Source organism: Trinickia sp., assembly GCF_051953405.1.
In the GTDB taxonomy this organism is placed as follows: domain Bacteria; phylum Pseudomonadota; class Gammaproteobacteria; order Burkholderiales; family Burkholderiaceae; genus Trinickia.
The window spans coordinates 1-18727 of sequence record NZ_JBQCIV010000018.1 but is presented as its reverse complement, the minus strand read 5'-3'; the positions used below and the strand labels follow the sequence as shown (position 1 = coordinate 18727).

The following is an 18727-nucleotide window of genomic DNA, read 5'->3' as shown; positions in this document are numbered from 1 at the left end:
CGCGTGGGCAAATCCGCACAACGATGAATGAAGTTTTGGAGGTTTAAATGAGCCTAGCAGAGATCAAAAAAGGCGCCGATCAGAAGATGCAGCGTTCGATCGAAGCGTTCAAGAACGATTTGGCGAAGATCCGCACGGGCCGCGCACACACGGGGCTGCTCGATCACATTCAGGTCGATTATTACGGGTCGGCCGTGCCCATCTCGCAAGTGGCCAACCTGACGCTCATCGACGCGCGCACGATCGGCGTGCAGCCGTGGGAAAAGAAGATGGTCCCCGTCGTCGAGAAGGCGATTCGCGAGTCCGATCTGGGCTTGAACCCCGCCACGCAAGGCGATCTGATTCGCGTGCCGATGCCGGCTTTGACGGAAGAACGCCGTCGCGAACTCACGAAGGTCGTCAAGAGCGAAGGCGAAACGGCGAAAGTGGCCGTGCGCAATTTGCGCCGCGATGCGAACGAACAATTGAAAAAGCTCGTCAAAGACAAAGAAATCTCGGAAGACGACGAGCGTCGCGCGGGCGACGAGGTGCAAAAGCTCACGGACAAATACGTCGCCGAGATCGACAAGCTCGTCCACTCGAAAGAAGCCGAGATCATGACCGTCTGAGGCGGATTCGTCTCGACGCGTCCTTCATTTTTTGCAGTTTGAGTCTCGGCGGCCATGACCTATACCAGCTCTACCGTTCGCGTGCCCGATGTCGCGGCTGTGCCGCGGCATATCGCGATCATCATGGACGGCAACGGCCGTTGGGCCACGCAGCGCCGTCTGCCCCGCGTAGCCGGTCATACGCGCGGCGTCGAAGCGGTCCGCACGGCGGTCGAAGCGTGTGCCCGCGCCGGCGTCGAATACTTGACGCTGTTCGCGTTCAGCTCCGAGAATTGGCGCCGTCCCATCGACGAAGTGTCGTTCCTCATGCGCCTGTTCGTCACCGCGCTCGAACGCGAGGTGGGCAAGCTTCACGCTAATGGCATTCGGCTGCGTGTCGTGGGCGATTTGTCCCTATTCGATACGCGCGTGCAGGATCTGATCCGCCGCGCCGAAACGAAAACGGCCCGTAATACGAGGCTGACGTTGACGATCGCGGCGAACTACGGCGGCCGCTGGGACATCATGCAGGCGGCGCGCAAGCTGGCGGAGCAATCGGTTAGCGAGGGGCGGGTGGTGCCGATCGACGAGGCGTCGCTCGCACAGCACCTCGCACTTGCCTATGCGCCGGAGCCCGATCTGTTTATCCGAACGGGCGGCGAAACGCGCATCAGCAATTTCCTGCTCTGGCAACTCGCCTATACCGAACTCTACTTCACCGACGCGTACTGGCCCGATTTCGACGCCAAGACGCTTTCCGATGCGATCGCGTCGTACGCCCGCCGGGAGCGCCGTTTCGGCCGCACCAGCGCGCAGCTCGAGCCGCAGTCGCAAGACGCCGATTCTCTTCCATGCTGAAAACCCGGGTCATCACCGCCGTGGTGCTGCTGGCGGTGCTGCTGCCGGTTACGCTGTTCGCACCGGTAGCCGCTTTCGGCGCACTGATCGCGGTCGCGCTCGTTTTGGGCGCCTGGGAATGGGCGCGCCTGCTCGCGCTGCCGGGCCGCGCACCGGTGATCTACGCCATCGTCGCGGGGCTTGCGTTGGTCGCCAGCACCCGTCTGGGGCTGGGCCAGCACGCGGCGCGGCCGCTGCTCGAGGCGGCGGCTGTCTTCTGGGTGCTGGCTGGCCCTTACGTGCTCGTGCGCAAGCCGACGCTCGCCCACGGCGCCTGGCGGCTGTTCCTCGTCGTCGCCGGGCTCGTCGTCTTGGTGGCCTGCTGGCACGCGCTCGTCGCCGCGCGCATTCTGGGCGTATCGTTCGTGTTATCGGTGCTGCTCGTCGTGTGGCTGGCCGATATCGGCGCATACTTTGCCGGCAAAGCGTTCGGCAAGCATAAGCTCGCCGTGACGATCAGCCCGGGCAAGACGTGGGAGGGCGCGATCGGCGGCTGGCTCGGCGTCATGGCCGTTGCGCTCGTCGTCTTGACGTTGCATGCGTTCGAGCCGACGCTCGTATCGGCCCTCGTCGCACGCATCGGCACGCTGCGTACATTGCTCGTGCTGACGGTGTTGGTCGCATTCAGCATCGTCGGCGACCTGTTCGAATCGATGCTCAAGCGTCAAGCGGGCGTGAAGGACTCGAGCGGATTGCTGCCGGGGCACGGCGGCATCCTCGACCGCATCGACGCGCTGTTGCCGGTATTGCCGCTGGCGATGCTGCTCATCCGCTAGGGCATCCAGGATCAGGAATGAGAGATATGAAAAAACGTCTGACATTGCTCGGCTCCACCGGCTCGATCGGCGACAGCACGCTCGACGTCGTCGCCCGTCACCCGGAGCGCTTCTCCGTTTATGCGCTGACGGCGCACCGCAACGGCGAGAAGCTCGTCGCCCAATGCCTGCGCTTCGCGCCCGAGGTGGCCGTCGTGGGCGATGCCGAGACGGCCGCGCGCGTCGAGGCGCAACTGTTGGCGGCGGGCTGCAAGACTCAGGTGGCCTACGGCAAGGACGCGCTCGTTCAAGCGGCGCAAAGCGACGCGTGCGATACGGTCGTCGCCGCGATCGTCGGCGCAGCGGGCCTTGCGCCGACCCTTGCCGCCGCGCGTGCCGGCAAGCGCATCTTGCTGGCGAACAAGGAAGCGCTCGTGATGTCGGGCGCCATCTTCATGGATGCCGTGCGCGATCACGGTGCGACGTTGTTGCCGGTCGACAGCGAGCACAACGCGATTTTCCAATGCTTACCGCGCGATGTCGCCGAACACGGCGGTGTCTCCAAAATCATCTTGACTGCATCGGGCGGCCCGTTCCGCACGCGCGAGCCGGCCACGCTCGTCGACGTCACGCCGGACGAAGCCTGTAAGCATCCTAACTGGGTGATGGGCCGCAAGATCTCGGTCGATTCGGCGACGATGATGAACAAGGGGCTCGAGGTGATCGAAGCCCACTGGTTGTTCGGCCTGGCGGGCGATCGGATCGACGTGCTGATTCATCCGCAAAGCGTGATCCATTCCCTCGTCTCGTATGCCGACGGATCGGTGCTGGCGCAACTCGGCAACCCCGATATGCGTACGCCGATCGCTCATGCGCTCGCATACCCCGACCGTGTCGATTCGGGGGTGGCGCAGCTCGATCTCGCTCAAATCGCCTTGCTGCAATTCGAGAAGCCCGACTACGACCGGTTTCCCTGCCTGGCGCTGGCGATGCAAGCCCTCGCCGCGGGCGGTATCGCAAGTGCTGCGCTCAATGCGGCGAACGAAGTCGCCGTCGACGCGTTCCTCGAGCGGCGCATCGGCTTCATGGACATCGCCCGAACGGTGGGTGCCGTGCTGGAGCGTTTGTCCAATCGTACGCCGGACGGTTTGGCCGACGTGCTGGAGGCCGACGCCGACGCGCGCGGCGCGGCGCGCGAATTCATCGCGACGCGTGCGCTCGCGGCGCAACCGATCCATCGCACGGGCCCCGTCGATCGCGCGGTGCAGTGAGACGCCGATGAACGTGCTGATCGAAGTCGTCGCATTCGCCGTAGCGATCGGCGTGCTCGTGGTGGTGCACGAGTACGGCCACTATAGCGTGGCGCGGCTTTGCGGCGTCAAGGTGCTGCGTTTCTCGATCGGTTTCGGCCGGCCCCTCGCGAGCTGGGTCGGGCGCAAGACGGGCACGCAATGGACGATCTCGGCACTACCGCTCGGCGGTTACGTCAAGATGCTGGACGAGCGCGACACCGAGTCGCGTATCGCGCCCGCCGATCTGCCGCATGCGTTCAACCGGCAACACGTCGCCAAACGCATCGCGATCGTATTGGCGGGGCCGCTGGCCAATTTCCTGTTGGCGATCGCGCTCTTTTCCGTAGTCTTCGCGACGGGCGTGACCGAACCGGTCGCCACGCTCGCGACGCCGCCCGCCGGCAGCATCGCGGCGCGCGCGGGTTTCGAGGGCGGCGAAACGGTCGTGACGATCGGCGACGAAAGCGGTGCCGACGTCGAGGCCGTGCGTTCCTGGTCCGATCTGCGTTGGAAGCTGCTCGACGCGGCCTTCGATCATCGGCGCGTTGTGCTCCGGGCGCACGACGGGCGAGGGACGTTCGACTTCCAGGTCGACTTGCGCAACGTGCCCGAGCGCGATCTCGACGACGATTTCCTCTCCAAGCTGGGGTTCGACGAAGGCGGGACGCTGACGGTCGCCGCGGTGGAAGCCGGTAGCGCCGCGGCGCGCGCCGGTCTCGAAACGGGCGATACGTTGCTGACAGCAGGCGGTTCGCCGATCGACGGCGCGCAAGCGTTCATCGCCTACGTGAAGGCTCACGCGGGACGCCCGGTGACGCTCGGCATCGAGCGCGGTGCGCCCGGCGAGCGCCGCACGCTGACGGTGGTGCCCGATGCGCACGAGGACGTCCAAACGGGCGCAACCTCCGGCCGCATCGGCGCGGCGCTCGAGACGCACGTCCAAACGGTGCGGGTGCGTTACGGCCTAGTGGACAGCGTCGTGCGCAGCGGGCGGCGCACCTGGGACATCGCCGTCTACTCGTTGCGGATGTTCGGCCGCATGCTGACGGGCCAGGCATCGCTCAAGAATTTGTCGGGGCCGGTGACGATCGCGGATTACGCGGGTAAGAGCGCGCAACTCGGCTGGGCGCCGTTTCTCTCCTTCCTTTCGCTCGTCAGCATCAGCCTCGGGGTGCTGAACTTATTGCCGATTCCGGTATTGGACGGGGGGCATCTGTTATATTATTTGGTTGAAGCCGCAACCGGCAAAGCCGTGTCGGACCGCTGGCAGCTCGTTTTGCAAAGGGCAGGTCTCGTGTGCATCGTCGTGTTGTCGGCGATCGCGCTCTTCAACGATCTGGCTCGTTTAATCCATTTTTAAAGTGTTCGACGGTCCGCGCCTCGCGCGGCCGCGACGGACAGATGCAGCTAAAAACTCTGGGGATGCACGTTGTTCAAACCTCATCGCTTTGTTCCTAAGACGGTTGCGGTCGCGGCGCTTGCCGCTCAAGGGCTCGTCGCTCACGCGGCAACGGCGCCTTTCGTGGTGCAAGACATCCGGATCCAAGGCTTGCAGCGGGTCGAGCCCGGTACGGTGTTCTCGTACCTGCCGATCAAACGGGGCGATACGTTCACGGACGACAAGGCATCGGAAGCGATCCGTGCGCTCTATGCCACGGGCTTCTTCAGCGATGTGCGCATCGCGACGGAAGGCAACGTCGTCATCGTCGACGTGGCCGAACGTCCAGCCATCGGCGAGATCGATTTCTCGGGCTTGCACGAATTCGACAAGGACGCGCTGACGAAGGCGCTGAAGGGCGTAGGCTTGTCGCCCGGTCGCTACTACGACAAATCGCTCGTCGATCGCTCGGAGCAAGAGCTTAAACGGCAGTATCTGACGCGGGGCTTCTATGCCGCGGAAGTCACGACCACGGTCACGCCGATCGATAGCAGCCGCGTGTCGATCCTGTTCTCGGTCAACGAAGGTCCGAGCGCGAAGATTCGCCAGGTCAACTTCATCGGCAACAAGGCGTTCAGCACGAGCACGTTGCGCAACGAGATGCAGCTGTCCACGCCGAACTGGTTCTCCTGGTACACGAAGAACGACCTGTATTCGAAGGACAAGCTGACGACCGACCTCGAAAATGTCCGGTCGTACTATTTGAACCGAGGCTATCTCGAGTTCAATATCGAGTCCACGCAGGTCTCGATTTCGCCCGATAAGAAGGACATGTACCTGACGTTGACGGTGCATGAAGGCGAACCGTACACGGTGTCGAGCATCAAGCTCGCGGGCAATTTGCTCGATCGCGGTCCCGAGCTGCAAAAGCTCATCACGATCAAACCCGGTCAACGTTTCTCGGCGGAAAAGCTGCAAGCGACGACGAAGGCGATCGTCGACAAGCTCGGCGAGTACGGCTACGCCTTCGCCACGGTCAATGCGCAGCCCGAGATCGACCAGGTGCACCACAAGGTGGCACTGACGCTGCAGGTCGATCCGAGCCGGCGCGTCTATGTTCGCCACATCAACGTCACGGGCAATACGCGTACGCGCGACGAGGTCGTTCGTCGCGAAATGCGCCAGCTCGAAAGCTCCTGGTTCGATTCGAGCCGCCTCGCGCTGTCGAAAGATCGCGTGAACCGCCTGGGCTATTTCACGGATGTCGACGTGACGACGGTGCCGGTGCCCGGCACGTCCGATCAGGTCGACGTCGACGTGAAGGTCAAGGAAAAGCCCACGGGCGCCATCACGCTCGGCGCCGGTTTTTCGTCGACGGACAAGGTCGTGCTGTCGGCGGGCGTGTCGCAAGACAACGTGTTCGGCTCGGGCACGAGCCTTTCGGTGAACGTGAACACGGCGCGTTCGTACCGGACGCTGACGGTCACCCAGGTCGATCCGTACTTCACCGTCGACGGCATCAAGCGCATCACGGACGTCTACTACCGGACGACGCAGCCGCTGTACTACTCGACCAATTCGAGCTTCCGCATCATCACGGCCGGTGGCGACTTGAAGTTCGGCATTCCGTTCTCGGAAGTCGATACGGTGTATTTCGGCGCGGGCCTCGAGCAGAACCGCCTCGACGTCGATAGTTCGACGCCGCAGGTCTACCAACAGTACGTGCACGATTTCGGCCGCGTCTCCAACAACGTGCCGTTGACGGTCGGCTGGTCGCGCGACGCGCGCGATAGCGCGCTCGTGCCGAGCCGCGGCTACTTCACGCAAGCGAACGCCGAATACGGTTCGCCGATCGGCGCGACGCAGTACTACAAGGCCGATTTGCAAGCGCAGTATTACTATTCGTTCGCACGTGGCTTCGTGCTGGGGCTGAACTTCCAGGGTGGCTACGGCAACGGGATGAGCGGCAAGCCGTTCCCGATCTTCAAGAACTACTTCGCCGGCGGTATCGGGTCCGTGCGGGGCTACGAGCCTAGTTCGCTCGGCCCGCGCGATACCTCGACGGGCGACCCGATCGGCGGCTCGAAGATGGTCGTCGGCAACATCGAAGTCACGTTCCCGCTGCCGGGTACCGGTTACGACCGTACGCTGCGCGTGTTCACGTTCTTCGACGGCGGTAACGTGTGGGGCACGGGTACGAACGGTGCAACGACCACGGGTGCGAACGGCTTGCGCTACGGCTACGGTGTGGGCCTCGCGTGGATTTCGCCGATCGGCCCGCTCAAGCTGAGCTTGGGCTTCCCGCTGCAAAAGCATACGGGCGACCAATACCAGAAATTCCAATTCCAGATCGGGACGGCGTTCTAACGGCACGCCGCACCCAGTCCAGCATCGAGAGGAAGATTTTGCAAACCGGTACGTTTTTCAGACGTGTGATGGGTGCGGTGGCGCTGACGGGGGCGCTCGTGGCCGGCGTCGCGCAAGCCCAAGAGGCCCGCATCGCGGCGGTCAACTCGGATCGTATTCTGCGCGAATCGGCGGCGGCCAAAGCCGCTCAGGTCAAGCTCGAAGCGGAGTTCGCGAAGCGCGACAAAGATTTGCAAGACATGGCGAGCCGTCTTAAAACCTTGTCCGATCAACTGGACAAGAACGGCACGTCGATGTCGCAGGCCGATCGCGCGGCCAAACAAAGCCAGTTGTCGAATCTCGACACCGAATTCCAGCGCAAGCAACGCGAGTTCCGCGAAGACCTGAACCAGCGCCGCAATGAAGAGCTGGCGGCCGTGCTCGATCGCGCCAACAAGGTGATCAAGCAGATCGCGGAGCAGCAGCACTACGATTTGATCGTGCAGGAAGCCGTCTACGTGAGTCCGCGCATCGATATCACGGACCAGGTGCTGAAGGCATTGGCTGCCTCTAGCCCGAGCGCGACCAATTGAACGACGGAGCCGGACGCGAATGGCATTGACGCTCGAGCAAATCGCGCAGCGCTTCGGCGGCGAAATCGTCGGCGACGCGACCGTAAAGGTCGCGGGTTTGGCGCCGCTCGACCAAGCACAACCGCATCAATTGGCGTTTCTGGCCAATCCCAAGTATCTGTCGCAAGTCGAATCGACCCGCGCCGGTGCAGTCCTGATCGCGCCGAGCGATCTGGCTAAGCTGACCTCGGGGGCGGAGCGTAATTTCATCGTCACGCCGAACCCGTACGCTTATTTCGCGCGCGTGGCGCAATGGTTCATCGACCTGGCGGCGCCGAAAGCGCCCGCAGGTGTGCATCCGAGCGCCGTGATCGATTCGGCCGCGCAGGTGGCGCCGGATGCGGTCATTGGGCCGCACGTGGTCGTCGAAGCGGGCGCTGTTGTCGGCGCGCGGGCGCGGATCGACGCCCATGTCACGATTGGGCGCGGCACGCAGGTCGGCGAGGACTCCCATCTGTACCCGAAGGTCACCGTCTATCACGGCTGCAAGATCGGGCCGCGTGCCATTGTGCATGCGGGCGCGGTCATCGGATCCGACGGCTTCGGCTTCGCGCCGGATTTCGTCGGCGAGGGCGACGCGCGCACGGGTAGCTGGGTCAAGATTCCGCAAGTGGGCGGCGTCACGATTGGCGCGGACGTCGAAATCGGCGCCAACACCACGATCGATCGCGGCGCGATGGCCGATACGATCATCGAGGATTGCGTGAAAATCGACAATCTCGTGCAGATCGGCCACAACTGCAAGATCGGCGCGTACACCGTGATTGCCGGCTGCGCCGGTATCGCGGGCAGCACGACGATCGGCCGCCATTGCATGATCGGCGGGGCGGTCGGCGTCGCCGGGCACGTGACGCTTGCCGATTACGTTATCGTCACGGCGAAGTCGGGCGTCTCGAAGTCGCTGCTCAAACCGGGCATCTACACGAGCGCGTTCCCTGCCGTCGGCCATGCCGAATGGAACAAGAGCGCCGCGCTCGTGCGCAATCTGGACAAGATGCGCGAGCGCATCAAGACACTCGAAGCAACGCTTGCCGAGCGAGGTAGCAACGCTTGAGCAGGGGCGGGGACCGCACGGCAAAGCGGTGCCCCGGCAGGCGGCTTAGACGCCACCGCGATCAGCATCCGCAGTCATTTACCCGCGCAAGACCATTGCGTGGAGCAGACACACCATGAGCACTGAAAAAATCAATCTCGACATCCATAAGATCCTCACGCTGCTGCCGCATCGCTATCCGATCCTGCTCGTGGACAGGGTGCTCGAACTCGAGCCGCACAAAAGCATCAAGGCATTGAAGAACGTGTCGATCAACGAACCGTACTTCATGGGGCATTTCCCGCAGCGTCCCGTGATGCCGGGCGTGCTGATCCTCGAAGCGCTCGCGCAGACGGCGGCGTTGCTCACGTTCGCCGAGGAACCGCACGATCCCGAAACGACGCTGTACTACTTCGTCGGGATCGATGGGGCACGCTTCAAGCGCGTTGTCGAACCGGGCGATCAACTGATTCTCAACGTGACGTTCGAACGCTATATGCGCGGCATCTGGAAGTTCAAGGCGCGCGCGGAAGTCGACGGCGCGACCGCCGCCGAGGCCGAATTGATGTGCACGGTCAAGCACACGAACGAGTAATCGGGCTGCGCCGGCGCCACCTGCCACGCATGACGTGCCGCACCGCACCGGCTGCGTGGCGGCGAAAGGTGAGCCTTAAGCGGCCGATACGTTCCAACTGAGCATAGAGAAGGGCCACAAGCGCATGAGCAGGATTCATTCCACCGCGATCATCGAGCCGGGCGCGCAGCTCGGCGAAGACGTCGAGATCGGGCCGTACGCGATCGTCGGCGCGAACGTGAAGATCGGCGATCGTACGAACATCGGTTCGCACAGCGTGATCGAAGGCCATACGACGATCGGCGTCGATAACCGGATCGGGCACTATGCCAACGTCGGCGGCCGTCCGCAGGACATGAAGTACCAAGGCGAGCCGACGCGGCTCGTGATCGGCGATCGCAACACGATCCGCGAATTCACGACGATCCATACGGGCACCGTGCAAGACAGCGGCACGACCACGATCGGCGACGACAACTGGATCATGGCCTACGTCCACGTCGGCCACGATTGCCATGTCGGCAGCCACGTGATCTTGTCGAGCAACGCGCAGATGGCAGGGCACGTCATCGTCGGCGATTGGGCGATCGTGGGCGGCATGTCGGGCGTGCACCAGTTCGTGAAAATCGGCGAGCATTCGATGCTCGGCGGCGCATCGGCGCTCGTGCAGGACATTCCGCCGTTCGTCATTGCGGCGGGCAACAAGGCCGAGCCGCATGGTATCAACGTGGAAGGGCTGCGCCGGCGCGGTTTTTCGGCCGACGCGATCTCCGCGTTGCGCAGTGCCTACCGCCTGCTGTACAAGAACGGCTTGTCGCTCGAGGAGGCGAAGCTCCAACTGGCGGATCTGGCGTCCGCGGGCGGCGACGGTGACGAGCACGTGCGCAAGCTCATTGCCTTCATCGAAACGTCGCAGCGCGGCATCATCCGCTAAGCGATGACGCTGCAATCGAATGCGTTGCGCATCGCAATGGTCGCGGGCGAGCCCTCGGGCGATCTGCTTGCGGCGTCGCTGCTCGGTGGTCTTGCGCGCACCTTGCCGGCCGGCACGCATTATTACGGCATCGGCGGCCCGCGGATGGCGGCTCAGGGCTTCGAAGCGCATTGGCCGATGGACAAGCTCGCCGTGCGCGGGTATGTCGAGGCGCTACGTCATATCCCCGAGATTCTCGGCATCCGCAACGAGCTGAAACGCCAGTTGCTCGCGGAGCCGCCGCACGCCTTCATCGGCGTCGATGCGCCCGATTTCAATTTCGGACTAGAGCAAGCGTTGCGTGGAGCAGGCATTGCGACGATCCACTTCGTCTGCCCATCGATTTGGGCGTGGCGCGGCGGCCGCATCAAGACGATCGCGAAGTCGGTCGATCACATGCTTTGCGTGTTTCCGTTCGAGACGGCATTGCTCGAAAAAGCCGGCGTTCCCGCCACCTACGTGGGTCATCCGCTCGCGGACGAGATCCCGCTCGAGCCGGACGCCGCGGGTGCCCGCGCGGCGTTGGGGCTGCCCGCAACAGGCCCGATCGTCGCCGTGCTGCCCGGCAGCCGGCGTTCCGAGATCGGCCTGATCGGTCCGACTTTCTTCGCCGCGATGGCGATCATGCAGCGCAGAGAGCCCGGTTTGACATTCGTGATGCCGGCTGCGACGCCGGCTTTGCGCGAACTGCTGCGGCCGCTTGTGGCAGCGCATCCCGAATTGGCCCTCACGCTCACCGACGGCGATGCGCAGCGCGCGATGACGGCGGCCGACGCGGTGCTCGTGAAGAGCGGCACGGTCACACTCGAGGCCGCGCTGCTCAAAAAACCGATGGTGATTTCGTACAAGGTGCCTTGGCTGACGGGCCAGATCATGCGCCGGCAGGGGTACCTGCCGTACGTCGGCTTGCCCAATATTTTGGCCGGACGCTTTGTCGTTCCCGAGCTGCTGCAGCATTTCGCGACGCCCGAAGCGTTGGCGGACGCGACCCTCGTCCAGTTGCACGACGAGGCGAATCGGCGCACGCTGACCGACGTCTTCACGCAGATGCATCTGACGCTGCGCAAGAACACGGCCGAGCGTGCCGCCGAGGCGGTGGCACGCGTCATCGAAGCGAGGAAGCCGCGCCTATGACGAACCCGCACCCCTCGGGAGCCAAACGCGCATCCGGCGCTTCCGCTCGGGCGGCAGGCGCAACCGGCCGTGCTCGAAGCGGGGGTGCCTCGCCATCGTCATCGCTATCGTCGCAGAGCGCGCTCGATTTCAATTCGCCGCTCGATATCGTGTGCGGCGTCGATGAGGCAGGGCGCGGGCCGCTGGCAGGGCCCGTCGTCGCGGCCGCCGTGATCTTGGATCCGAAGCGCCGCATTCGCGGGTTGGACGATTCGAAGGCGTTGAGCGCGAAGACGCGCGAAGCCCTGTACGAAAAGATCGTCGAGCGATCGGTGGCTTATTGCGTGGCTCAAGCGAGCGTCGAAGAGATCGATCGGCTCAACATTTTGCATGCGACCATGCTTGCCATGAAGCGCGCGGTCGAAGGGCTTGCGGTCACCCCCACGTTGGCGCGCATCGACGGCAACCGATGCCCGCAGTTGGCCGTGCGCAGCGAGGCGGTGATTGGCGGCGACGCACTTGTACCGGCGATTTCCGCCGCGTCGATTCTCGCGAAGGTGACGCGCGACCGCATGCTGCTCGAGCTGCACGAGCGTTATCCCGTTTATGGTTTCGATGCGCACGCCGGCTACGGCACCCCGCAACATCTGGCCGCGCTGGCCGCGCATGGGCCGTGCGAGCATCACCGCCGCTCGTTTGCCCCCGTGCGGGCGGCGTACGAGCGGCTTGGCATCGCGGTGACGTTGGCTCGCACCGCCAGCACGAGCGTGGCGCAGGTCGAAATCGGCGACGATCCATTCGGCGAGGCCCTGTTTGACGACGACGCGTTCGCGGCGGGCGCCGCCGGTGCGAAAGCCGACTCATAACCCTGTAGGCGCGTTCGCGGCCCATTCGATGGAACGCGTTTCGGCTTTCGCCTAACCGGCCTTCGGGCCGCCCCTTTTTCAGCGTACTTTCGTGAAAGCGATCACGTCCCGCGACAACCCTTTGTACAAGCGCCTGAAGGCGCTGGCCGCTTCCACCCATCAACAGAAGAAGGGAGGGCAGGCGCTACTGGAAGGATTTCATCTGGCGAGCGCCTACCTCGACGTGGCGGGCCAGCCCGAAACGTGCGTCGTGACCGAAGGCGCGCTGCAGCATGGCGAGGCACAGGTTATCGTCGCGCGCATCGAAGCCGAGCGTATCGTCGTCTTACCCGATGCGCTGTTCGGGCAGTTGTCGAACGTGGTTCATGGCGTCGGCATGCTGTTGGTGGTTCGCAAACTCGGGGCGGTGCTGCCCGAGCGCGTGGACGCGAGCTGCGTCGTGCTCGATGGCGTCCAAGACGCAGGCAACGTGGGATCGATCCTGCGCAGCGCTGCCGCCGCGGGGGTGAAGCAGGTGTTCTGTGCGCCGGGCACGGCGTACGCGTGGTCGTCGAAGGTGCTGCGCTCGGCCATGGGCGCCCATTTTCTGCTCGACGTAGTCGAAGATGTCCCGGCAACGGCCTTGATCGAGCGCTTGGCTATACCGGCCGCCATGACCGATTCGCATGCATCGCAGGCGATCTACGACTGCGATTTGTCGGGGCCGGTCGCGTGGGTGTTCGGGAACGAAGGTGCGGGCGTGTCGGAGCCTTGGCGCGCGGCTGTGGCGCATCGTCTGACGATTCCCCAGCCCGGGGGCATGGAATCGCTGAACGTGGCGGCGGCCGCTGCGATCTGCTTGTTCGAACAGTGCCGCCAACAGCGGGGGCCGCGCTGAGCGCAGGCTGTTCGGGCGCATTCGTTCGGGCGCACTCCGTTACGCGCCCGCTGCGCGCGCGGCGCCGACTCGCCTGACGTTGGCTTGGCTCAGTATGTCGGCCGATCGAGCTTGATTTCCTGCAGGATCGTGGTCGCGATTTCTTCGATCGACTTATGCGTGGACGATAGCCACTTGATGCCTTCCCGCCGCATCAACGCTTCCGCTTCGTTGATTTCGTAGCGGCAGTTTTCCGGCGCGGCGTACTTGCTGCCGGGCCGCCGTTCGTTGCGAATTTCCGAGAGCCGCTGCGGATCGATCGACAACCCGAACAGCTTCTCGCGATGGGCGATCAGCGGCGTGGGGAGCTTGCCACGCTCGAAGTCCTCGGGAATCAATGGGTAATTGGCCGCCTTCACGCCGTATTGCATGGCCAGATACAGGCTGGTCGGCGTCTTGCCGCTGCGCGAGACCCCCACCAAGATCACGTCCGCATCGGCCAAATTGCGGTTCGACTGACCGTCGTCGTGCGCGAGGGAAAAGTTGATCGCTTCGATCCGCGTCTTGTATTCCTCGGTGTCGGCGTTTTGGTGCCCACGGCCGATCGCGTGGGTCGACTTCATTTCGAGTTCTTGCTCTAGCGGCTCGACGAACTGTTGAAAGATGTCGAGCACGAGCGCGTTCGAGTTCTTGACGATTGCGTTCGACGCGCTGTCGACGAGCGTCGTGAAGACGATCGGGCGGCGCCCGTCGAGTTCGGCGGATTCGGAGATTTTTTCGATCGTCGCATAGGCTTTGTCGACCGAATCGACGAAGGGAACGCGGACGAGGCGAAATTTTTGGTCGAATTGCGACAGGATCGAATGCGCGAACGTTTCGGCAGTGATCCCTGTTCCGTCGGAGACGATGAATACAGTAGGCGGCATCGGCAAACGCTTCGAAAGCAGCGGAAGGACACGCGATTTTCGCGTGTTTTCGCGGGCAGGGGTGCCGGCGAGGTCATTTTGTCATCCCGACGTCGTAGGACAGCAAGCGCCAGGATAGAAGCAGGTTAGAATAGCGGCAACCTGTTGGATAAGCAATTGCAATCGGCGGTGGTTGGCGATTGCTTCTCCAACAGGTTGCATGTGCTGCGCACCGGGTCCCAATGGCCCGTGCGCACCGAGCCCACACGTGCAGCCGAGCATTTTTTTCACACTTAGGGGCTTGTATGACTAACGCAGCAAATGTCACGAAGGATCAGGCGTATGTAATTCCGTTCGAACAGCTACGGATGACCGATGTAGAGATCGTGGGCGGCAAGAATGCGTCGCTCGGCGAAATGATCAGCCAACTGGCTGAGGCGGGTGTACGCGTGCCGACCGGTTTCGCTACCACCGCGCTGGCGTTCCGCGATTTCCTCAAGCACAACAATCTGACCGAACGGATCGCCGCTCGGCTCGAAACGCTCGACGTCGACGACGTCAAGGCGCTCGCGGCCGCCGGTAAGGAAATCCGCGAATGGATCGTCGAGGCCCCGATGCAGGCCCGCCTCGAGGCCGAGATTCGCGCGCAATTCGAGACGCTCCAAGCCAGCTCGCCCGAAGAGCTGTCGTTTGCCGTGCGTTCGTCGGCAACGGCTGAAGATTTGCCCGACGCTTCGTTCGCGGGGCAGCAGGAAAGCTATCTGAATGTCGTTGGGATCGAAGACGTTCTCGATCGCATGAAGCATGTCTTCGCGTCGCTCTATAACGACCGCGCCATTTCCTATCGCGTCCACAAAGGCTTTACGCACGCGGAAGTCGCATTGTCGGCCGGCGTTCAGCGCATGGTGCGTTCCGACGTCGGCGCGGCCGGCGTCATGTTCACGCTCGATACCGAATCGGGCTTCAAGGACGCCGTGTTCATCACGTCGAGCTACGGTCTGGGCGAAACCGTCGTGCAAGGCGCGGTGAATCCGGACGAGTTCTACGTTTTCAAGACGACGCTCGAACAAGGCAAGTACCCAATCATCCGTCGTTCGATCGGCTCGAAGCTGATCAAGATGGAGTTCACGAAGCCGGGGGAGCCGGGCCGCGTGAAGACGATCGACGTCTCGCACGAGCAGCGCAACCGCTTTTCGATCACCGACGAAGACGTGATCGAACTCGCGAAATACGCCGTCATCATCGAAAAGCACTACCAGCGTCCGATGGACATCGAGTGGGGCAAGGACGGCCGCGACGGCAAGATCTTCATCCTGCAAGCGCGTCCCGAAACGGTGAAGAGCCAGGGCGCCGGCAAGGTCGAGCAACGCTTCAAGCTGCGCGGCCAGTCGCAGGTGCTGGCAACGGGCCGGGCGATCGGGCAGAAGATCGGCGCGGGGCGTGTGCGTGTGATCCACGATCCGTCGGAAATGGAACGGGTGCAGCCGGGCGACGTGCTCGTCGCCGACATGACGGACCCGAACTGGGAGCCGGTGATGAAGCGCGCCTCCGCGATCGTGACGAACCGCGGCGGCCGGACCTGCCATGCGGCCATCATCGCGCGCGAACTCGGCGTGCCGGCGGTGGTCGGTTGCGGCGATGCGACGGACGTGCTGAAGGATGGTTCGCTCGTGACGGTATCGTGTGCGGAAGGCGACGAAGGCAAGATTTACGACGGCCTGCTCGAAACCGAAGTGACGGAAGTGTCGCGCGGCGAGCTGCCGCCGATCCCGGTCAAGATCATGATGAACGTCGGCAATCCGCAGCTTGCGTTCGATTTCTCGCAACTGCCGAACGCGGGTGTCGGCCTCGCCCGGCTCGAGTTCATCATCAACAACAACATCGGCGTTCACCCGAAGGCGATTCTCGAATATCCGAACGTCGATCAGGATTTGAAGAAGGCGGTCGAAAGCGTCGCTCGCGGCCATGCGTCGCCGCGCGCGTTCTACGTCGACAAGCTGACCGAAGGGATCGCGACGATCGCGGCGGCGTTCTATCCGCGGCCCGTGATCGTGCGTCTGTCGGATTTCAAGTCGAACGAGTACAAGAAGCTGATCGGCGGTTCGCGCTACGAACCGGACGAAGAGAACCCGATGCTCGGTTTCCGCGGCGCCTCGCGTTATATTGCGCAGGATTTCGCGCAAGCGTTCGAGATGGAGTGCACGGCGCTCAAGCGCGTACGCGAGGACATGGGCTTGTCGAACGTCGAGATCATGGTGCCTTTCGTGCGGACGGTGAAGCAAGCCGAACGCGTGGTCGGGTTGCTCGAGAAGTTCGGCTTGAAGCGCGGCGAGAAGGGCCTGCGCCTCATCATGATGTGCGAGGTGCCGTCCAATGCGATTCTGGCCGAGCAGTTCCTGCAACACTTCGACGGCTTCTCGATCGGGTCCAACGACTTGACGCAGCTTACGCTGGGTCTCGATCGCGATTCCGGGATGGAATTGCTGGCGGTCGATTTCGACGAACGCGACGAAGCCGTCAAGTTCCTGCTCAAGCGTGCGATCGAAACGTGCCGCCGCATGAACAAGTACGTCGGCATTTGCGGCCAAGGCCCGTCGGATCACCCCGATTTCGCGCAGTGGCTGGCCGACGAAGGCATCGCGTCGATCTCGCTGAACCCCGACACGATCATCGAAACGTGGCAGGCGCTGGCCAAGGCTGCTAAGTAACGTGTCTTAGTAACGTGTTCTAGCGATGGGGCCGCCACTTTAGCGGGCCCCGCTTCGTGTTATAACGCCCCGGTATGATCCGGGGCGTTTTTCTTAGGAGACCGCAAATGGCGCCGAGCGACTTTCTTTGGTGGATCGGTGCGGGCATGCTGGTCGTGGCGGAATTGCTGACGGGCACGTTCTACTTGCTCATGATCGCGCTCGGTTTTCTCGCCGGGGCGATCGCGAAGCTGGAAGGGGCGAGCCTCGCGGCGCAATGCGTCTGGGCGGCGCTCGTTGCGCTGGCTGCCGTGGTTGCCTTGCGACGCTCCGCGTTCGGCCGGCGCCGGCAGCGGCGCGATGCGTCGGCGAATCCCGACGTCGTCTTGGATGTCGGTGCGCCCGTTGAAGTGCAGGCGTGGCACGATGGGCGGGCACGCGTGCCGTACCGGGGTGCGCAATGGGACGTCGAACTCGCGCCCGGCGAGCGCGAGGACGCGCGCTTTTACGAGATCGCGGCTGTTCGGGCCAATCGGCTGATCTTGGTCGAGAAGGGGCGTGGATCGGCTCGCTCGCCTCATCGAGTGTCAACAACGAAGGAGTGAATATGGACATGACGATCGTCGGGGTCGTGCTGCTCATCGTCGTGATCGTGATCGCCGCTCAGACGATCAAGATCGTTCCGCAACAACATGCGTGGGTCGTCGAACGATTCGGCCGTTTTCACGCGACGCTTGTACCCGGCCTGAACATCGTGCTGCCGTTCGTCGATCGTGTTGCCTACCGCCACGTGCTGAAAGAAATTCCGCTCGATGTGCCCGGCCAAATCTGCATCACGCGCGACAACACGCAGTTGCAAGTCGACGGTGTGCTGTATTTCCAAGTGACCGATGCGATGAAAGCCTCATACGGCTCGAGCAATTATGTGCAAGCGATCACGCAGTTGTCGCAAACGACACTGCGCTCCGTCATCGGCAAGCTCGAACTCGACAAGACGTTCGAGGAGCGCGATCTGATCAACCATAGCGTGGTGTCGGCGTTGGACGAGGCTGCTTCGAGCTGGGGCGTGAAGGTGCTGCGCTACGAAATCAAGGATTTGACGCCGCCGAAAGAGATCTTGCATGCCATGCAGGCGCAGATTACGGCCGAGCGCGAAAAGCGCGCGTTGATCGCGGCATCGGAAGGGCGCAAGCAGGAGCAGATCAACATCGCCTCGGGCGGGCGCGAAGCGGCGATTCAAAAGTCCGAGGGCGAAAAGCAAGCCGCGATCAACCAGGCGCAAGGCCAAGCCGCGGCGATCTTGGCGGTGGCCGAGGCCAATGCGCAGGCTATTCAAAAGATCGCGCAGGCGATCCAATCGACGGGCGGCATGGATGCCGTCAACCTGAAAGTGGCCGAGCAATACGTGAACGCGTTCGGCAATCTGGCGAAAGCCGGCAATACGTTGATCGTGCCTGGCAATCTGTCGGATTTGGGTTCGATGGTGGCGTCGGCGCTCGCGATCGTCAATCGCGGCAAGAGCACCGCGGTACCGGACGGGCGCTGAGCGGGACGCGCGGCGTTGCTATGCCTCGTTGGCGCGGGTAACGGATGGATGCCGCGTCGCGGCCCGGGGGGCGGAGACACCGTAGCGATCGGTAGGGGGTAACTGGAGAGCCGGTAGCGGTCGGTGCGGCGGTTACCGGATACGCTTTAGCTGGCGGTGGGCCGCTAATCGGATAGGCCGTAACGGTCGGCGGGGCGGGGGGGGGCGGGGGGCGCTGCGCCGCCCCCATTTAAAGAAAGCCCCCCCCCCACCCCCCCCCCCCCCCCCACCAAACCACCACACCAGCA

At 63.4% G+C, this 18727-nt stretch carries 17 protein-coding genes; 16 read left to right on the top strand and 1 reads right to left on the bottom strand.

What is annotated here, in order from left to right; all coding sequences use genetic code 11:
- Positions 1–47 precede the first annotated feature (47 nt).
- From frr to ACTHN9_RS03410, 13 genes are all read left to right on the top strand, one after another.
- Positions 48–608: a ribosome recycling factor gene (gene frr, locus ACTHN9_RS03470; protein WP_440535354.1), complete on the top strand. Its 561-nt coding sequence runs from the start codon at positions 48–50 to the stop codon at positions 606–608.
- A gap of 54 nt (positions 609–662) precedes the next feature.
- Entirely contained in the window at positions 663–1445 is a 783-nt protein-coding gene (gene uppS, locus ACTHN9_RS03465; RefSeq protein WP_440535353.1) for a polyprenyl diphosphate synthase, read from the top strand.
- Positions 1439–2260 (top strand): phosphatidate cytidylyltransferase, encoded by an 822-nt coding sequence (locus ACTHN9_RS03460; RefSeq protein ID WP_440535352.1) that lies wholly within the window; start codon positions 1439–1441, stop codon positions 2258–2260. The genes uppS and ACTHN9_RS03460 overlap by 7 nt, the downstream gene beginning before the upstream one ends.
- 26 nt (positions 2261–2286) lie before the next feature.
- The gene (locus ACTHN9_RS03455; protein ID WP_440535351.1) at positions 2287–3510 is read left to right on the top strand and encodes a 1-deoxy-D-xylulose-5-phosphate reductoisomerase; all 1224 of its coding nucleotides are present in this window, start codon (positions 2287–2289) and stop codon (positions 3508–3510) included.
- 7 nt (positions 3511–3517) lie between these two features.
- Positions 3518–4891 carry an RIP metalloprotease RseP gene (rseP, locus tag ACTHN9_RS03450; RefSeq protein ID WP_440535350.1) on the top strand — a complete coding sequence of 458 codons (1374 nt, stop codon included), beginning with the start codon at positions 3518–3520 and terminating at the stop codon, positions 4889–4891.
- A gap of 69 nt (positions 4892–4960) precedes the next feature.
- Entirely contained in the window at positions 4961–7276 is a 2316-nt protein-coding gene (gene bamA / locus ACTHN9_RS03445; RefSeq protein ID WP_440535349.1) for an outer membrane protein assembly factor BamA, read from the top strand.
- A 68-nt stretch (positions 7277–7344) separates the two neighbouring features.
- Positions 7345–7848, top strand: coding sequence for an OmpH family outer membrane protein (locus ACTHN9_RS03440; protein WP_440535429.1), 504 nt, complete (start codon positions 7345–7347; stop codon positions 7846–7848).
- A 19-nt stretch (positions 7849–7867) separates the two neighbouring features.
- The gene (lpxD, locus tag ACTHN9_RS03435; RefSeq protein WP_440535348.1) at positions 7868–8941 is read left to right on the top strand and encodes a UDP-3-O-(3-hydroxymyristoyl)glucosamine N-acyltransferase; all 1074 of its coding nucleotides are present in this window, start codon (positions 7868–7870) and stop codon (positions 8939–8941) included.
- Positions 8942–9056: 115 nt separating this feature from the next.
- On the top strand, positions 9057–9515 hold the full coding sequence (gene fabZ, locus ACTHN9_RS03430; protein ID WP_440535347.1) for a 3-hydroxyacyl-ACP dehydratase FabZ: 459 nt from the start codon (positions 9057–9059) through the stop codon (positions 9513–9515).
- 124 nt (positions 9516–9639) lie between these two features.
- Positions 9640–10428: an acyl-ACP--UDP-N-acetylglucosamine O-acyltransferase gene (gene lpxA, locus ACTHN9_RS03425; RefSeq protein WP_440535346.1), complete on the top strand. Its 789-nt coding sequence runs from the start codon at positions 9640–9642 to the stop codon at positions 10426–10428.
- 3 nt (positions 10429–10431) lie between these two features.
- Positions 10432–11601 carry a lipid-A-disaccharide synthase gene (gene lpxB, locus ACTHN9_RS03420; RefSeq protein ID WP_440535345.1) on the top strand — a complete coding sequence of 390 codons (1170 nt, stop codon included), beginning with the start codon at positions 10432–10434 and terminating at the stop codon, positions 11599–11601.
- Positions 11598–12446, top strand: coding sequence for a ribonuclease HII (gene rnhB, locus ACTHN9_RS03415; RefSeq protein WP_440535344.1), 849 nt, complete (start codon positions 11598–11600; stop codon positions 12444–12446). The genes lpxB and rnhB overlap by 4 nt, the downstream gene beginning before the upstream one ends.
- 91 nt (positions 12447–12537) lie before the next feature.
- Entirely contained in the window at positions 12538–13323 is a 786-nt protein-coding gene (locus ACTHN9_RS03410) for a TrmH family RNA methyltransferase (protein ID WP_440535343.1), read from the top strand.
- A gap of 89 nt (positions 13324–13412) precedes the next feature.
- On the opposite strand, the gene ppsR is transcribed toward ACTHN9_RS03410, so the two are convergent.
- Entirely contained in the window at positions 13413–14228 is an 816-nt protein-coding gene (gene ppsR / locus ACTHN9_RS03405; protein ID WP_440535342.1) for a posphoenolpyruvate synthetase regulatory kinase/phosphorylase PpsR, read from the bottom strand.
- 284 nt (positions 14229–14512) lie between these two features.
- Here ppsR and ppsA point away from each other — a divergent pair, with 284 nt between their 5' ends.
- The 3 genes from ppsA to ACTHN9_RS03390 all read left to right on the top strand — a co-directional run bounded on the left by ppsA (position 14513) and on the right by ACTHN9_RS03390 (position 18440).
- On the top strand, positions 14513–16915 hold the full coding sequence (gene ppsA, locus ACTHN9_RS03400) for a phosphoenolpyruvate synthase (RefSeq protein WP_440535341.1): 2403 nt from the start codon (positions 14513–14515) through the stop codon (positions 16913–16915).
- 107 nt (positions 16916–17022) lie between these two features.
- The gene (locus ACTHN9_RS03395) at positions 17023–17499 is read left to right on the top strand and encodes an NfeD family protein (RefSeq protein WP_440535340.1); all 477 of its coding nucleotides are present in this window, start codon (positions 17023–17025) and stop codon (positions 17497–17499) included.
- Positions 17500–17501: 2 nt separating this feature from the next.
- On the top strand, positions 17502–18440 hold the full coding sequence (locus ACTHN9_RS03390; protein WP_440535339.1) for an SPFH domain-containing protein: 939 nt from the start codon (positions 17502–17504) through the stop codon (positions 18438–18440).
- The last annotated feature ends 287 nt before the right edge of the window (positions 18441–18727 follow it).

Bases quoted from the DNA above. Each gene is read 5' to 3' on its own strand.
- frr (WP_440535354.1), top strand. From the start codon at position 48: ATGAGCCTAGCAGAGATCAAAAAAGGCGCCGATCAGAAGATGCAGCGT.
- uppS (WP_440535353.1), top strand. From the start codon at position 663: ATGACCTATACCAGCTCTACCGTTCGCGTGCCCGATGTCGCGGCTGTG.
- ACTHN9_RS03460 (WP_440535352.1), top strand. From the start codon at position 1,439: ATGCTGAAAACCCGGGTCATCACCGCCGTGGTGCTGCTGGCGGTGCTG.
- ACTHN9_RS03455 (WP_440535351.1), top strand. From the start codon at position 2,287: ATGAAAAAACGTCTGACATTGCTCGGCTCCACCGGCTCGATCGGCGAC.
- rseP (WP_440535350.1), top strand. From the start codon at position 3,518: ATGAACGTGCTGATCGAAGTCGTCGCATTCGCCGTAGCGATCGGCGTG.
- ACTHN9_RS03440 (WP_440535429.1), top strand. From the start codon at position 7,345: ATGGGTGCGGTGGCGCTGACGGGGGCGCTCGTGGCCGGCGTCGCGCAA.
- lpxD (WP_440535348.1), top strand. From the start codon at position 7,868: ATGGCATTGACGCTCGAGCAAATCGCGCAGCGCTTCGGCGGCGAAATC.
- fabZ (WP_440535347.1), top strand. From the start codon at position 9,057: ATGAGCACTGAAAAAATCAATCTCGACATCCATAAGATCCTCACGCTG.
- lpxA (WP_440535346.1), top strand. From the start codon at position 9,640: ATGAGCAGGATTCATTCCACCGCGATCATCGAGCCGGGCGCGCAGCTC.
- lpxB (WP_440535345.1), top strand. From the start codon at position 10,432: ATGACGCTGCAATCGAATGCGTTGCGCATCGCAATGGTCGCGGGCGAG.
- rnhB (WP_440535344.1), top strand. From the start codon at position 11,598: ATGACGAACCCGCACCCCTCGGGAGCCAAACGCGCATCCGGCGCTTCC.
- ppsR (WP_440535342.1), bottom strand. From the start codon at position 14,228: ATGCCGCCTACTGTATTCATCGTCTCCGACGGAACAGGGATCACTGCC.
- ppsA (WP_440535341.1), top strand. From the start codon at position 14,513: ATGACTAACGCAGCAAATGTCACGAAGGATCAGGCGTATGTAATTCCG.
- ACTHN9_RS03395 (WP_440535340.1), top strand. From the start codon at position 17,023: ATGGCGCCGAGCGACTTTCTTTGGTGGATCGGTGCGGGCATGCTGGTC.
- ACTHN9_RS03390 (WP_440535339.1), top strand. From the start codon at position 17,502: ATGGACATGACGATCGTCGGGGTCGTGCTGCTCATCGTCGTGATCGTG.